We start from the raw sequence: 14,736 nt of genomic DNA, 5'->3' as shown, positions 1-14,736 counted from the left end.
GCATAATCAATTCTTTTTAAAAAGCCTAATTCTTGGTGCTGAAAGTGAAAAAATTAGGCTTTTTAAGATATTATTTGAATGATGATTGCAAGAGATAATTACAAGAGGGTAAAACCTCTGAGAATTTTCCTTATTACCTTATAGCACCCGTTGATTTTATCGTGACGTCTACGGAAACATCAATGTTTGAATCCGCTAGAGCTTCGCCCCAATGTCCTTCAACTTTTTTATATTGTTCATATTGATAGGCTCTTGCATAAATACCGAGCCCGATTGGATCAATTTTGTTTTTCTGGATTTTCTTAATAAGACCTTCAAATCGGGATTTCAATTCTTGCTCAATCATCTTCTCAAGTTCATTTTCTTTTACATTACCTGAAGTAAATAGCTGTTCCACAATACTTGCGGTCATATGAATCTTATAGTTGAAATGAAACTTATCCTGGTTATATGTAGTCTTTACTTTAGATTTAATCCTGCTAAGATCTATACTTAATTCGTTCTTATTAAAGATTCCTCCCTCATCCCCTAACTCTGGCAGTGGAATGGAAATGGTTAATTCTTCTGTTTGTTTATCCTTTAAGATAATTAGGAGTGACGTCTCTTGCATACCCAGAGTGTCAACATACTTTCCATACTGATCCATCAATGATACTCCAACTATTTCAACATCTTGGCCTTTTTTTAATTCTGATATCAAAGGAGTCATGCCCTTCTCGTACATTTGCCTATGGAGTGACTGAGGAGTGGCTAATACAGTCCTCGATCTATCAATGTTCTTATCAATAACTTCCTTCAAAAACAAAGGTAATTGTGGTTTATCTTCCGGTTCATAATGAATAACATCAGATACAGGACCATCAACCACTATGATTCTTGAATTTACGGAAAATGTGGGATTCCGATATATCGTATCTAAGACATTAAACCAATCTTCATGTTCCAGTACTCGTTTTCCTATCAGAAGGACTTGAATTTTCCCGGCAGTGACCGCACCTGGTGTCAAAGCGTCAAAATGCCTCCTGGAATCCCGTATTGTTTTTGCTTCTAATTCGTATGTTTCAATTTTTTTCTTGGCTTCACTATTGAACACAGGACTTGATTCAGAAATGATTAGATTATCTTCCTCATCGAGATCAACACCAAGTATTAAGGAAATCGCTAAATCCTCTAGAGGAATACTTCGTCCACAGCTTGAAAGTATTGCAGCAAGAAATAAGAAAAGAATCACAAGGAACCAACGTTTCATTTACTTGCCCTCCTTTTAAACAATCCGTGCAGCCAGACATATCCCCATAAACATATAGGAAAAGCAAACGCAAGTATTAGCCCAGCTTGATCGATCATTTTTTGAAGAAGGAAATTATTATCGAAAGTTGGGGGAAACAACACAGCAAATATACATTCAAGCAGTAAAAACCACGCTATATGTCTACTATGATCTTGTCTTCCAGCCAGCTGACTTGTACAAAATACTGTCATAAACATTAATGGAAGGACTGTTGTAGAAATAACAAATATATAAAAAGAAAAAAACACAATTTCCAGCCGTTCGATAAATTCAAATTCAATGACCTTTAAAATTATTATTGTAGGTTCATTATATATGGTAATTTCGTCAGGGCTAAAAAATGCAAAGGCTCCTATGGTTATCATCAAGTACATGAGGAGTGAAAGTGTATTAGCAACTACAATACCCAAAGAGGCTTTATCCTTCTTTTGTAAGTAAGGATAGAGAAAAAAGGCAACTTCAAAACCTACAAAAGAAAGAATGGCCGTTTTTACAGCCGTAAAAATTGGAACCCAGCCTTCCTTAAGAACAGGGAGCAAATGAAGCCACTCAGCATGTTTCATAGGAATTAAATAAATAAGAATTGCCCATAATGTCATGAAATAAACGAATTGAGAATACCTGGCTAATATACTGATGTTTTTTCGAACGATTAAATAGCTAGGAATCGATAACAACAAAATTAATATCAGGATATTGGTATGAGGTAAAATCCACGCTTGAATAAAGAGTGCCTCTCTAATAAAAAGAACATGGGTCAATATAGCAAAATACAATGCAAATATTATGGTACTTGCCCTTCCTATCCATTTCCCAAAATAATGGGTTACCAAATCAAGGATCGTTCCATTCGGATACTTCTTCATAATTTGTATAATGATTAAACTAATCAATGTCGAAAAAAACCAGCAAATGATGATTGCAATCCAACCATCTGTCCCTGCTTTTTGAGCTAATTCCCTTGGCAGTGTTAAGACTCCGACTCCCATCTGCACACCATGAATCAATAAAATAAATTGCATCGGCGTAATTTGATTTTTTTTGTTTATCATCACTGTTCGCCACCCTTTGGACGATGAGAATCTGCTTTTTTCATTTGAACGGCACTTGTACTTAAAGGGCGTTTTTTGATAGACCACTGCGGAAGTCGAATAAATACATCATTCCAATCTGGAAATCGTAATGGTGCGATCGGACTTCCATAAGGCATTCCTAATGATTCAAGCGCAATGAAGTGTGCAAGTAAGATCATTAATCCAATGGCAAGTCCCACAAATCCGAAAAGAGAAGCAAGTATCATCATCGGGAACCGGACCATTCGAATGGCTGAACCCATTTCATAATTTGGAATGATAAAAGAGGCTATAGCTGTCAAAGCTACAACAATTACCATTACATTACTTACAATTCCTGCCTCCACAGCTGCTTGACCTATGACAATACCACCTACAATACCAACTGTTTGTCCAATTTTGGCCGGAAGCCGAACACCCGCTTCCCTCAGCATTTCCAGAGTAATCTCCATAATAAATGCCTCAATATAAGGGGGAAAGGGAACACGTTCTCTTGATTCGCCTATGGATAATAGCAGCTTTAAAGGAATGACTTCAAAATGAAAGAAAATGATGGCGATGTAGATTGATGGCAGAAATATTGCGATTAAAAAACCGAAATATCTCATTAGACGAATAAAAGAAGCTACCATCCAACGGGAGCTATAATCATCTATAGTTTTGAAAAAAGAATCAAATGTTGCCGGGCCAATTATGACATTAGGCGATCGATCTACCACTATTGCGATTCTTCCTTGTAATATTTCCGAAGCCGCAAAATCAGGACGTTCTGTCAATAATAGCTGTGGAAAAGGAGAATATGGATTATCCTCAATGTATTCAGCAAGTACGCCCGCGTTTATTACGCTATCAACATTCACTTTCTGAATTCGTTCCTCAATCTCCTTCAGCACTTCGTGATTCGCGACATCTGCCAGATACAAGATAGCTAACTTCGACTTCCCCCTTTCGCCAACAGTCATTTCCTTTATTTTCAGTTCCCGGTTGTAAATTTGCTTACGGATTAACGCTACATTATCGCCACCGGTCTCTGTAAATCCCACATGTGACCCATGTATGGAAGATTCTATTGGCGAGTCTTCAATGGACCTTTTAGGAAAAGAAGAAGTAAAATAAATAAAAGCCTCTGTTCGTTTTTCTACAAACAAGACACATTCGCCATTCAAAATCGCACTTTCAATCTGCTGCCACTTATTTGTTTCTTTTATGTGACCCAGTGATACCCTCAAATCCGTTTCACTATTATCCTTACCGTTCTCAAATAGAAGAGGTTTTAACACATGGTTATTAATCGTCTGACTATCGGTTATTCCGCTCAAATAGACAAGTGCTGCTTGTCTATTTGAGTGTGTTATGACAAAATCCCTCACAACAAGATCAGGTGTTTCACTAAAGATTGACTGGATTTCTTCTATATTTTCCGTTAAATCTGAACTGATTGGATTGCGGTTATGCTGCTGAGTAAAATTGGGCTGATTATTGTATTTCCGAAAGAATTTCATTAGATGGTTCCCGCCTAAATTATGATAACTTAGTTTGTATCTAAGGCTGGAAAAACATGCAATTAGTCCCTCTTATATCAATTAAATTTAAAAAGAATTTTGCCGGAAGCGTCTCTAAACAATATTAACCATCAAACCTGAAATTGGTTTTAACTTTATAAAATAAAAAGCTCGCTATTCATTAAGAAAAGACATTCCAACATGAAATGTCTTTTCTTAATCATTAGGATAATTAAATTATTTCTCCCCTTACAACAACCATTTCTAGGCTTTCTAGATTACTCAGGCACTCAAGCGGATTTTCCTTAAGCAAAACCAGATTTGCCCTGTAGCCCTCTTTAATTTGCCCAACGTCACGACCTAAAATTTTCCCGGCATTTACTGTTGCTGTCTTTAGCACCTCTTTTGCATCAGGAATCATCTCATACATCGTATACAATTCATCCAGCAGCGCCCGGTGAGATGTGCATGGTGAACCAGCATCTGAACCGGCACCAATCAGGATATTCCGGTTAAAATAGGATTCAAATGCATTCCGATGAATGCTGACGATTTCTTCTGCTTTGTCTCGTGCATAAGAAGGAATCCCTTCCTGTGAAGCAATTTGCTTATAGACGAACAATGTTGGAATCCAGGCGGTATTCCGTTCTTCCATTAAGTCAACTAGTTCATCATCCAGAAAATGACCGTGCTCAATCGTATCGACGCCAGCAAGAATTGAATTAAGTATTCCATCACGGCCAATCGCATGTGACGCAACTTTGAGTCCAAACCGATGCGCCTCTTTACAGATGACTTCCTGCTCTTCCAGGCTAAGCTCTGCATGGCCGACCTGTTCCCCTTCTATTCTTCCATAGACCCCTCCAGTAGCACTTACTTTAATCACTTCAGCACCCTTAAAGATTTGTTCGCGCACACCCTTTAAAGCCTCTTCTTTCCCATCAATAAATCTTGCCCAGAACGGATCATGCCCTCCTGTCATGGTTAATGTTTTTCCGCTGGCGATGACATCGGGACCTGAAATAAGCCCCCTTTTGATCCCTTTTGCTGCATGCAGGGCAATATCATCAACTGAGCCAATGTCCCTGACAGTCGTTATGCCGTGCTGGAGATATGTTTGACAATTAGAAACAGCCCGTATCAGCATCTGCTCATAACCTTCTGTTTCGGAGGTTTGAACTGGATTTAATGAACCGTCCCACATCATATGAATATGTAAATCTATTAAGCCAGGAGCGAGGAACCCTTGATTTCCATCGATGACCTTTACGTTGGCTGGCAGTTCGGATTCAGGGATAATGTCTTTTATCAAACCGTCCTTTATCCAAAGAGCTAAACCCTTCTTATATTCCAATTCTTCGCCATATAATAGCTGTACTTTTGATATCACAAGCTCCATCACATGTTCCTCCTATCACTTTTAAAAGGAAGAAGTACAATACTTCTCCCTTTCTCGTTCGGTATATGAGTTAAAAAAGCAGGGACTGCATATCACGCGGATATTCTGTAATTAATCGGCATCCATCAGCTGTAATCAGAACAGTATCAGAGTGTCTAAAACCGCCAACCCCCGGTATATAAATCCCAGGTTCAATCGAGAATGCCATTCCTTCCTCTACCACATCATGATGGTCATAACGCAAAAATGGCTGCTCATGAGCTGATACTCCTATTCCATGTCCGGTTCGGTGAATTGCATATTTTTCAAGTCCTGCCTTTTCAAACACTTCACGTGCAACACTATCTACCTCTGAAAATTTCACACCTGGCTTAATAAAATCAATCGCACGCTGCTGAGCTTCTATTGCAGCTTGAAACGCCTTTTCCTGTTGGGATGTCGGTTTTCCAACAATCACGGTTCTCTCTAACTCAGCGCGATACCCATTTAGTCCAACCTGTCTGCTGTGAATAATGACATCTCCCGCTTCAATTTTTCTTGTGTTGGAAAAGACGTGCGGCATGATGCTTCGTTTTAACCCGGAAGGCGACATAACCACAATATCAATCACTGAATCCGGATATTGTGCCGCAGTTGCTTCAAACAGTGCCGCATTTCCCGCTGCATCTATTTCCAATTCTGTAGTTCCCGCTTGAATTTGCGCTAATGACTTGCTTACTGCCAGGTTCACTAATTGCCCGGCCTGCTCGAGCATGTGAATTTCTTCTTCATCTTTGATAAATCGCATTTGATAAATAAATTGCCCGATGTCAACCACCTGATAGCCTGATTTCTGAAGATAGAGAAGAACCTCACCTGGAATAAACGCTAAATCCACACCAATTTTTGATGAGTCAGGACTTTGCTTTACCAATGCACTTATATGCTCCATATGTGATGTCTCATCCCTGCCGGCACCAGGATGCTCATAATAGACCAAGACATCATCTGCATGTGAATGTTCCAGTGCATGTGTTTCTTCAAGGCCAGGAACAATCATGGCTGTCTTTTCCTGCAAATGAAAGATGATAGGCCGAGAGTAAATGAGTGCTTTAAAATTTGTTAAATAAAATTGATGGTCAGGATTAAAGACAAATACAGCAGAAATGGAGTGATCCTTCATATACTCTTTTAATCGATTGATTCTTTTCATTGAATCCACGATATCCAGCTCCTTTTTTGAAAATTTTTTTAGCTTGTATGATCTGTCGTAAGGTCTGCTGTGACATTTTTGTTTCTGGTTGCCAAACTGACAATAATGAGTGTTAAAACGGACAATGGCAAGGCAAACAGGACACTATTCCAATCTAATGGCCGGTCAAGACCAATTTCCCAAATCATCGTTGCAGAACCACCCACAATCATGGAGCTGATCACGCCTGCTTTTGTCGCATTTTTCCATAATACGGTTGCAAGAATGGCAGGAGTTAAGGACGCGCCATACATCGTATAGGAATACATTTGGATGGCCAGGACACTCGGGAAGAATTGTCCTAATACATAAGCGAGAACCCCTAATATCACGACAATGACACGGTTGTACCATAGAAGTTTACTTTCAGGCAGCTTCCTTTTGCTTGAACGCTGGATTAAGTCACTGACGATATTTCCTGATGCTGATAACAGGTAAGAAGTAGCTGTTGTGATAATAAAAGCAACGGCTGAGCAGAGAATAAGCAATCCGATTACAAGGGGTACACCATCGATCGCAAGTGATAAAATGGCTGTATCGGGTTTTATATCTGGGAAAAGCACAATGGAGGTAGTTGCTAAGATGATGGTTAAACTAATGACAAACACACTGCCAACAAAAAAGCCGATAGTGGATTTCCGGGCTACGTTCGGATCTTTCGCAGCGGAAAATCGCTGATACATGTTTTGATCACCCAGTACAAGTAAAAACAGTGGCAGGAAGAAGCCGAGAAGCTGAGGAAATGTTAATCCGCCATTCCAGGTCTTATTCATTTCAGGCAAGGATAGAGATAATCCTTCAAAGCCTCCTACAGCATTCAATGCAAAGGGAACCCCGAATAGAAAGCCAATGATAATTAAGATGGCACTAAGTGCATCCGTATACGCCACCGAAAATAGCCCGCCGCTCACAGTTAAGAAGATGACGAGAGCACACATAATGATGGCGCCAACTTCCAGTGGAATACCGGTGGTTAATTGCAGCACATAGGCTCCACCTGTAAACTGGTAGGCTGTTATTCCGACAAATGCAAAGATGATAATAACGGATGATATATAAAGAGCTGTTTTTCCAAAACGCCGTTCCAAAAGTTCCGGTACTGTATAGATTTCAATCTTTCGAATCTTGGAAGCTATAAAATATAAAATGATAGCTCCAACTATTCCGCCTGAAAGATTAAAAATAGCGGCAAACGGTCCGTATTGGTAAATAAAGCTCGCTCCGCCGACCACAGTTCCAGACCCAACAAACGTTGCCAGAAGAGTTCCCATTACGACGAAGAGCGGCAAGCTTCGTCCTGCAACCATGAAATCATCACTGTTTTTCACCGATTTTTTTGCGAAATACACACCTATCAACGCCATCAGAATCAGATAAAGAATGACTGCAACTAAGTAAATGTTCAATAAGCTCACTCCTTTTACTATTTTTATATAAGGCTGTGTGGAAGCTTAATGCAGATTTTATCCTGGAACATGGATCCTTGTTTCCTATTTAATTTTCTTTAGGAACGTTGTATACAAGGGGGACTCCGCAATTGCAGAGCCCCGTTTTTTCCGTTACAGCATACTGAAATCATGACACCAAACATTTTTCGTTAGTGTACGTTAGCTGACCAAAACACCATTTTTCATAACCAGCTTGTCTCCCCGCAAACGATTTAAATCATTTAAAGGATTGCTGTCTACAATCAGAAGATCTGCGAATTTCCCTGGTGAGATACTGCCGCGCTGATCTTCAATCCCCAGACATTCAGCGGCAACAGCCGTAGATGCTTTGATGACTTCCATTTCCGACATTCCCGCTTCATGCATAATCGCTAATTCATCATAATAATAGCGGGGCGGGGTTAATGGAGACCCACAGTCAGTACCTGTCGCAATCTTCACTCCGATTTGGACAGCCTCCTGCAGCATGGAGAAATGCGGTCCCACTACTTGCTTAGCTTTTTCAAGAGCAAATGCCGGGATGTCCGGGCTGCTTATAAGCTGTCTCATGACAGCCATTGTCGGCACTAAGAAAGTACCCTGATTTTTCATGATTTCAAGTGCCTGACGATCTGCGTAAATTCCATGTTCGATTGTATCGATCCCGACCTCTAAACAATTCATAATTCCTTCAATTCCATCTGCATGAGCAGAGACTTTCTTATTTTTCTTCAGTGCCTCTTCTTTTGCCGCACTCAATTCTTCAATTGTTAATTGGACGGAACCAGGCTCCTCCCCTTTTGTATAAATACCGCCCGTTGCCATCACTTTCACCAGGTCTGCCCCTTCCTTGAGCACCCTTCTAGTATTCTTTCGCACTTCGTCCGGCCCGTCCGATTCATAGCCTAAATAATAGACGTGTCCCCCTGTCATACAAATAGGTGCTCCGGAAGCAATAATGGTAGGTCCTTCAAGCAAGCCGGAATCAATGACATTTCTTACATGCAACACGGTTCGATCCGGTGCACCCAAATCTCTGACCGTAGTGACTCCTAATTTAAGTGTATCTAATGCATGCTTGTAGGCTTCCAAGGCAATCCTGTCATTTTCTTCATTTTTTATGACAGATTGCGGGTCTGCACTGCCATTCCAAACGAGATGTACATGACAGTCAATCAGGCCGGGAAGGATATGTTTTCCGGTACAATCAATGATTTCAAACCCTTCTGTTTCCCTTGGCTCCCCTTGCTGCACCTCTGAAATTTTCCCGTTTTCAACCTTGATGTACGCATTCTCCAGCACCTCATCATTAACTCCGTCAATTATGCTGCCATTTTTTAATATCCATTTCGTGTTAGCTGGCATTCTAAAGTCCTCCTATTATTTGATTATTCAAAATCATAACAATAGAAAGATTATTTATCATTGTATACTACAAACAAAAAAGAGACATAAATTTGTCTCTTTTAAACAATTCTATTGAAACAGAACTGCCTTCTGTTTATAGCTGTGCATAGAAAATGCCACCATCAGCATTGAATAATTGGATGGATTTTGTATGTCCATATGCAGTAATTCGTTTATTTTCTGCAATCGGTACTTGACCGTATTAGGATGCACAAATAATTCGCCGCTCGATTTTTGCAAATTGAAAAAGTGTTTTAAATATGTATAGAGTGTTTCGGTTAAGGAAGCATTTTTTTCCTGATCATAGGCAATCAAAGGACCCAGTAATTCTTCATCGAAGTTTTGAAACAAATGATGTGCTTGTAAATTGTAGGCTATTTTCTCTATCCCCATCTCATCCCAAAACACCAATGGTGCATCATGAATCTGACCATGCAGTAACCCCATTGATGACTGGTCATACATAGCCTTAATGTTGCTGCAATGGTTCACTTCGTTTATCCCACTTACACCGATACGGATTCCAGGAAAGTCTGTCAGAATGTCCGCTACCTTCTCTCTGTCTAAAATTGAATCGATCACCCCGACAATTTTTCTGTTATAAATCCATAATCGCGAATTTGTTTCATTTTCTATTAAAAGCTCAGAAAGCATTTGAAGTTTTGACTGAAGTGTTGCCGGAGAGGAGGACTGCACTTGGATAATACATCTAACTTTCTTAAGGTCCATATAAAAATCTGATAGATTTTTATCATCGGACTCATCTTCAAAAATACGTTCAAGCATTTCGATATCTTTGCTTTTTTGATAGTGAAGCATTGTATTTTTATTATAGGCTGCCAAACTTAAAGCACGAATGCCATTCTTAATAACCTCTTCTGAATACTTATCCGTCGCTCCATTTTGACAAATGATCAGATAGCCAAGAAAGTTCATCTTAGAGAACAAAGGGGCTACCTTGAAAGTCTGATCAGGATAACGATCCATTTTCACAGCTATATTTGTTTCACGATTGGTGAAGCGCACTTTTAATACGTTCTCTTTATGCTGGTTTATGATTAAATTAATCAGGTGCTTAATCTCATTTCTGGTGTGGTCTTTCGTTTTCCAATACGCCATCAAATCAAAATACGGGTCTAACACGCACACAACATTGTTTATATATTCTCCTATTACTTTTACAATTGAATTCAAATCCTTCTCCAGGAGAACAATTTCCATTAGTTTCTCATTTAATTTATGGATTTTCGCAGCCTGTTCATTTTCCCTTTGATTAACTAGCTGATTGTATTTTTCGTGGATGATATAGTAAGGGACCTCTTGGGGGATTTCAAAAAGCGGCAAGGAATGAGTATTGGAGTAGTCAACAACTTCCTTTGGAATCGTTTTCAAAGCTGCTGTATGAAAACCAATAGCACTAATTCCGATTTCCTGCATCCATTCTAAATGGCTAATCATCTGATTCACATCTTTGAAAGCATGAAACGTGGTCATAACAAACCCTTTTTCTTTCATACGGGATGTTTTTTCAGTAAGCTCCATGCTTGTTAAGTAGGCGATCTCTTTATTTATATTTTGCCTGCCGCCGCTCACAAGCAAAATATTATCGCTTTCTAACACATGAGCAAAGTCTTTGACTGTAATCATAAAAATCCCCCCTTTAAAGATGAAACATTACCATTAATCTATGAATTTGTTATGTATATCTAATAGTTTGTTTATATTATAAAGGCATCTTCTGCTAAATAAAATGGATAAAACCGATTTAAACATGTATGGGGTACAGCTGTTGGCTGTACCCCATCATTAAGATTGATCTTTACTGAATCAAATACCCCACAAGAATTGACCCGGCACTATACACCAGCAGTAAAGCCATTATCACATTAAACTGACTTCTATACTTCGCAAGGAAGGATTGAAAAATCGATCCAAAAACACTCCAGCAAAAAGTGCTCAGGAAACCAACAAATGCAAGGAAAATGGAAAAGAAAATCAGGCTCGTATGTGAGGTATGGTATGGGAGGATAAAGGTTGATATTACTGTAACCCCATATAAGATCCCCTTTGGATTAATAAATTGTAAAAGCATCCCGATTAAAAAGCCATTATGCTTATCATCATTATTGTTCTGGTCATCCGATTTACTGGTCATGATTTTATAAGCCAAAAACAGCATATAAATTACCCCAATGATGGTCATGATCAATTCAATCTTTGGAATGAAATGATGAAGCAATAGATTAAAATAACTGCAAAGTATCATTATGACAAAGAACCCTGCGCTTACCCCCAAACAAAACCGAATCGTCTTTCTTAAACCGAACCGGTTAGCGAATACCATGGCCATAATGTTGTTTGGACCTGGTGTAAAGCTGGTAACAAAAACATATAAGAAAAAGGATAATAAAGACATAGCTGCTTTCCTCCTTTCCATGTATGTTATAATGTACAAAAACGACAATATAACGATTTACTATATATTGTATATTATGGACGTTATATTGTACAGATGAAAGGAATGCAGCTATGGAGGAAATTCATTTAATTCTTGCTAAGAATTTAAAAGCATTTCGAGAAAATAAAAAATTAAGTTTAGAGAAGGTGGCCGAATTAACGGGAGTAAGCAAAACGATGATCGGCCAAATTGAACGGGGGGAATCAAGCCCGACCATCACAACCATTTGGAAGATTGCAAATGGTTTAAAGATCTCTTTTACCTCCCTGATTAATCATCCCCAGCCGGATACTCAGCTTGTTTTAAGGAAGGACATTCAGACATTATCAGAGGATCATGGCAGGTATCGGGTATATCCTTACTTTCCTTTCGAAAACGATAAGCGTTTTGAAGTGTATACCGTCGAAATCGACAAAGGAGGATACCTTAGCGCTGAGCCACATATCGAGGGAACCGAGGAGCTGATTGTGGTCTTTGATGGGGAAATAACCATACGGGTTAATAACGATGAATATACATTAGAAAGCGGTGACTCCATCAGATTCAAAGCGGATAAGCCCCATACCTATCATAATTCAGGGAAATCTTTGGCACGTGTAAATATGATTTTATTTTATCCGGCAGAATAAAAGCACTTCTATGATTGGTGTAAATTTAACTGAAATCTTAAATTGACAAACTCTATCACATAAAAAGCAGCCTCCCGGGGCTGCTTTCCTTTTGTCATTCTCATACTGTGTATTTGACCAGTAAAGTTTGTATTCTAAGGTTTTTCCAGTAATAGAGCAATTCCTTGCCCACCGCCAATACACAGTGACGCAAGCCCATATTTCACATCCCTTTCATTCATCTCCACTGCCAGTGAATAACTGATTCGGGCCCCACTCGTTCCAACCGGATGTCCCAGAGCGACTGCTCCTCCATTCACATTGACGACTTCCTGATCTAATTTCAATTCTTTGATCACAGCCAATGACTGTGCCGCAAATGCTTCATTGATCTCAATTAATCCAATATCATTCCAGCCCAGTCCCGCTTTTTTTAAAGCGATTTGCATAGCAGGGACAGGACCAATCCCCATTGTTTCAGGATCCACACCGGCAATCCCCCAGGAAACGATCCGAGCCAGCGGCTTTTTGCTGTGCTTCTTGACGTAAGATTCACTAGCCAGAACAACAGCAGCCGCTCCATCATTGATTCCGCTCGCATTCCCTGCCGTTACAGTTCCATCCTTTTTAAAAGCTGTTTTTAGACCGCTCATTTTTTCAACATTTGTATCCGGTCGAATATGTTCATCCAGATCTACCACAACTTCTTTCTTTTTTTGCTTAACTGTCACGGGCACGATTTCTTTTGCAAAGCGTCCAGATTCAGCTGCTTTTGCCGCTTTTCTATGCGATTCCACTGCAAACCGGTCCTGCTCTTCTCTCGAGGTCGAATAGCGCTCAGCGAGATTTTCAGCCGTAACACCCATCCCATAGCCAATATAGGAATCTGTTAAAGTTCCCCAAAGCATATCATCAACTGGAGGTGCCCCACCTGGAGATCCCCAGCGTGTATGGCGAAGAACATGAGGTGATTGGCTCATATTCTCTGTTCCTCCCGCAAGTGCCACCTCCGCATCTCCGTGTAAGATGGTACTGGCACTCGATACAATCGCCTGCATCCCTGAACCGCAAAGCCGGTTCACGGTTAATGCGGGGGTACTCTGAGGAATACCGCTCTTCAGACCGATATGACGAGCTAAATAGGAGGATGATCGATTCGTATGAATGACATTTCCAAACGTAACATCCTTAATATCCTCCTCTGACACTTGACTACGTTTTATCGCTTCTTTTGCTGCGTGGACAGCAAGATCAATATCGGTTATGTCTTTAAATGATCCTCCGAATTCAGTAAAAGGTGTGCGTGCACCATCGAGTATATAGATTCCTTGCATAAAGATTTCCTCCTTTAAATGTCTATTAAATACCGCCCGACCGTTCTTTCCTTTCACACTCTTTCTTGCTGCTTTGATTTTAATAGCATCTGGTCAATGAGTTTCTCATCTCTTTCAAAGATATAATCATCCATGCTTCCATTTGGATAAGTAAAGAATCCTTCCCCATTCTTAACTCCGAACTTACCTGCCTCCACTTTGCTGGTAAGTGTAGGATATTCCTTCACACCTGAAGCAATGGCAGGCTGAAGCTGTTCCATCACCTTGATCCAAACATCCAGACCGCCGAAATCCATAATCTCCAATAGGCCGCTTTGTGCCAATCGGAATCCTGGACCATAGGCTACAGCCCGGTCAATATCCTCTTTTGTTGCAGCATCATCTTCAAGAAGACTCAAAACTTCTCTGGCCATCGCAATTTGAATTCGGTTCGCAACAAGGCCAGGAAGCTCTTTTTTCACATCAATCGTGACTTTTCCGCATTGAGTTAAAAGTTGCTTCACTTTCGCATACACTGCCGGGTCGGTCTCATCCGTCTGAAGCATTTCAACAAGCGGGACAATATGGGCAGGATTGAACCAGTGTGTCAGCAGGCTTCTCGAACGATGCTTCTGAACATCGCGAATAATGTCTGATAATTTTAAGCTTGATGTGTTGGAGACGAAGATCGTATCTTCCGGAAATAATTCATCCATTTCTTTAAAAAGACGCTGTTTCACTTCAAGGTTTTCAACTACGCATTCTGTGACTAAATCGGCTTCTGCTGCGTTTCTTAAGGAAGTGGTAAACGTCAACTGTTTCATAATTTTATTAGCACGAGCATATTGCACTGGATCCTTCCGATGAAAGATTTCCGCGTACTTTTCGATCTTTTCTTTCGCTTTTACAAGTGCATCTTCAGATTGGTCAACTAAAATAACATTTTGATTGTTTTGAGCAAATTGAAAGGTAATGCCATATCCCATTGTGCCAGCACCAATAATGGCAATTTGTTTAAACATAGTCA

General features: G+C 39.9%; 12 protein-coding genes. 1 reads left to right on the top strand and 11 read right to left on the bottom strand.

Annotated features, from left to right (window positions below):
* Nucleotides 1-133: 133 nt before the first annotated feature.
* From DFO72_RS10645 to DFO72_RS10605, 9 genes are all read right to left on the bottom strand, one after another.
* Nucleotides 134-1,249 carry a Ger(x)C family spore germination protein gene (locus tag DFO72_RS10645; protein ID WP_113881669.1) on the bottom strand — a complete coding sequence of 372 codons (1,116 nt, stop codon included), beginning with the start codon at nucleotides 1,247-1,249 and terminating at the stop codon, nucleotides 134-136.
* Complete coding sequence (locus tag DFO72_RS10640; protein WP_113881668.1) at nucleotides 1,246-2,343, bottom strand: GerAB/ArcD/ProY family transporter; 1,098 nt, start codon at nucleotides 2,341-2,343, stop codon at nucleotides 1,246-1,248. The genes DFO72_RS10645 and DFO72_RS10640 overlap by 4 nt, the downstream gene beginning before the upstream one ends.
* Nucleotides 2,343-3,866 (bottom strand): spore germination protein, encoded by a 1,524-nt coding sequence (locus DFO72_RS10635; RefSeq protein ID WP_113881667.1) that lies wholly within the window; start codon nucleotides 3,864-3,866, stop codon nucleotides 2,343-2,345. The genes DFO72_RS10640 and DFO72_RS10635 overlap by 1 nt, the downstream gene beginning before the upstream one ends.
* A 232-nt stretch (nucleotides 3,867-4,098) precedes the next feature.
* A complete protein-coding gene (locus DFO72_RS10630; protein WP_113881666.1) occupies nucleotides 4,099-5,265 on the bottom strand; it encodes a metal-dependent hydrolase family protein in 1,167 nt (388 codons plus the stop codon).
* A gap of 70 nt (nucleotides 5,266-5,335) precedes the next feature.
* Nucleotides 5,336-6,457: a M24 family metallopeptidase gene (locus DFO72_RS10625; RefSeq protein WP_243856127.1), complete on the bottom strand. Its 1,122-nt coding sequence runs from the start codon at nucleotides 6,455-6,457 to the stop codon at nucleotides 5,336-5,338.
* 38 nt (nucleotides 6,458-6,495) lie between these two features.
* On the bottom strand, nucleotides 6,496-7,911 hold the full coding sequence (locus DFO72_RS10620; protein WP_243856121.1) for a sodium:solute symporter family protein: 1,416 nt from the start codon (nucleotides 7,909-7,911) through the stop codon (nucleotides 6,496-6,498).
* Between the two features lie 192 nt (nucleotides 7,912-8,103).
* A complete protein-coding gene (locus tag DFO72_RS10615; RefSeq protein ID WP_113881663.1) occupies nucleotides 8,104-9,288 on the bottom strand; it encodes a metal-dependent hydrolase family protein in 1,185 nt (394 codons plus the stop codon).
* A 111-nt stretch (nucleotides 9,289-9,399) separates the two neighbouring features.
* Nucleotides 9,400-10,977 (bottom strand): helix-turn-helix domain-containing protein, encoded by a 1,578-nt coding sequence (locus DFO72_RS10610; protein ID WP_113881662.1) that lies wholly within the window; start codon nucleotides 10,975-10,977, stop codon nucleotides 9,400-9,402.
* A gap of 172 nt (nucleotides 10,978-11,149) precedes the next feature.
* A complete protein-coding gene (locus tag DFO72_RS10605) occupies nucleotides 11,150-11,746 on the bottom strand; it encodes a LysE family transporter (protein WP_113881661.1) in 597 nt (198 codons plus the stop codon).
* A 113-nt stretch (nucleotides 11,747-11,859) separates the two neighbouring features.
* Between DFO72_RS10605 and DFO72_RS10600 the strand changes: the two genes are divergently transcribed.
* On the top strand, nucleotides 11,860-12,417 hold the full coding sequence (locus tag DFO72_RS10600; RefSeq protein WP_113881660.1) for a helix-turn-helix domain-containing protein: 558 nt from the start codon (nucleotides 11,860-11,862) through the stop codon (nucleotides 12,415-12,417).
* Nucleotides 12,418-12,551: 134 nt separating this feature from the next.
* Here the strand turns inward: DFO72_RS10600 and DFO72_RS10595 are convergent, their stop codons facing one another.
* The gene (locus DFO72_RS10595; RefSeq protein WP_113881659.1) at nucleotides 12,552-13,730 is read right to left on the bottom strand and encodes a thiolase family protein; all 1,179 of its coding nucleotides are present in this window, start codon (nucleotides 13,728-13,730) and stop codon (nucleotides 12,552-12,554) included.
* A gap of 53 nt (nucleotides 13,731-13,783) precedes the next feature.
* A complete protein-coding gene (locus DFO72_RS10590; protein ID WP_166672462.1) occupies nucleotides 13,784-14,731 on the bottom strand; it encodes a 3-hydroxyacyl-CoA dehydrogenase family protein in 948 nt (315 codons plus the stop codon).
* Between the last annotated feature and the right edge of the window lie 5 nt (nucleotides 14,732-14,736).

The sequence above is a fragment of the Cytobacillus oceanisediminis genome (assembly GCF_004366035.1).
GTDB classification, from domain to species: Bacteria; Bacillota; Bacilli; order Bacillales; family Cytobacillaceae; genus Cytobacillus; species Cytobacillus oceanisediminis_C.
This window is presented reverse-complemented; position numbering and strand designations above follow the sequence as displayed.

Excerpts from the sequence above, each read along its gene's own strand:
- DFO72_RS10645 (WP_113881669.1), bottom strand. The coding sequence starts at position 1,249 with ATGAAACGTTGGTTCCTTGTGATTCTTTTCTTATTTCTTGCTGCAATA.
- DFO72_RS10640 (WP_113881668.1), bottom strand. The coding sequence starts at position 2,343 with ATGATAAACAAAAAAAATCAAATTACGCCGATGCAATTTATTTTATTG.
- DFO72_RS10635 (WP_113881667.1), bottom strand. The coding sequence starts at position 3,866 with ATGAAATTCTTTCGGAAATACAATAATCAGCCCAATTTTACTCAGCAG.
- DFO72_RS10630 (WP_113881666.1), bottom strand. The coding sequence starts at position 5,265 with ATGGAGCTTGTGATATCAAAAGTACAGCTATTATATGGCGAAGAATTG.
- DFO72_RS10625 (WP_243856127.1), bottom strand. The coding sequence starts at position 6,457 with ATGAAAAGAATCAATCGATTAAAAGAGTATATGAAGGATCACTCCATT.
- DFO72_RS10615 (WP_113881663.1), bottom strand. The coding sequence starts at position 9,288 with ATGCCAGCTAACACGAAATGGATATTAAAAAATGGCAGCATAATTGAC.
- DFO72_RS10610 (WP_113881662.1), bottom strand. The coding sequence starts at position 10,977 with ATGATTACAGTCAAAGACTTTGCTCATGTGTTAGAAAGCGATAATATT.
- DFO72_RS10605 (WP_113881661.1), bottom strand. The coding sequence starts at position 11,746 with ATGTCTTTATTATCCTTTTTCTTATATGTTTTTGTTACCAGCTTTACA.
- DFO72_RS10600 (WP_113881660.1), top strand. The coding sequence starts at position 11,860 with ATGGAGGAAATTCATTTAATTCTTGCTAAGAATTTAAAAGCATTTCGA.
- DFO72_RS10595 (WP_113881659.1), bottom strand. The coding sequence starts at position 13,730 with ATGCAAGGAATCTATATACTCGATGGTGCACGCACACCTTTTACTGAA.
- DFO72_RS10590 (WP_166672462.1), bottom strand. The coding sequence starts at position 14,731 with ATGTTTAAACAAATTGCCATTATTGGTGCTGGCACAATGGGATATGGC.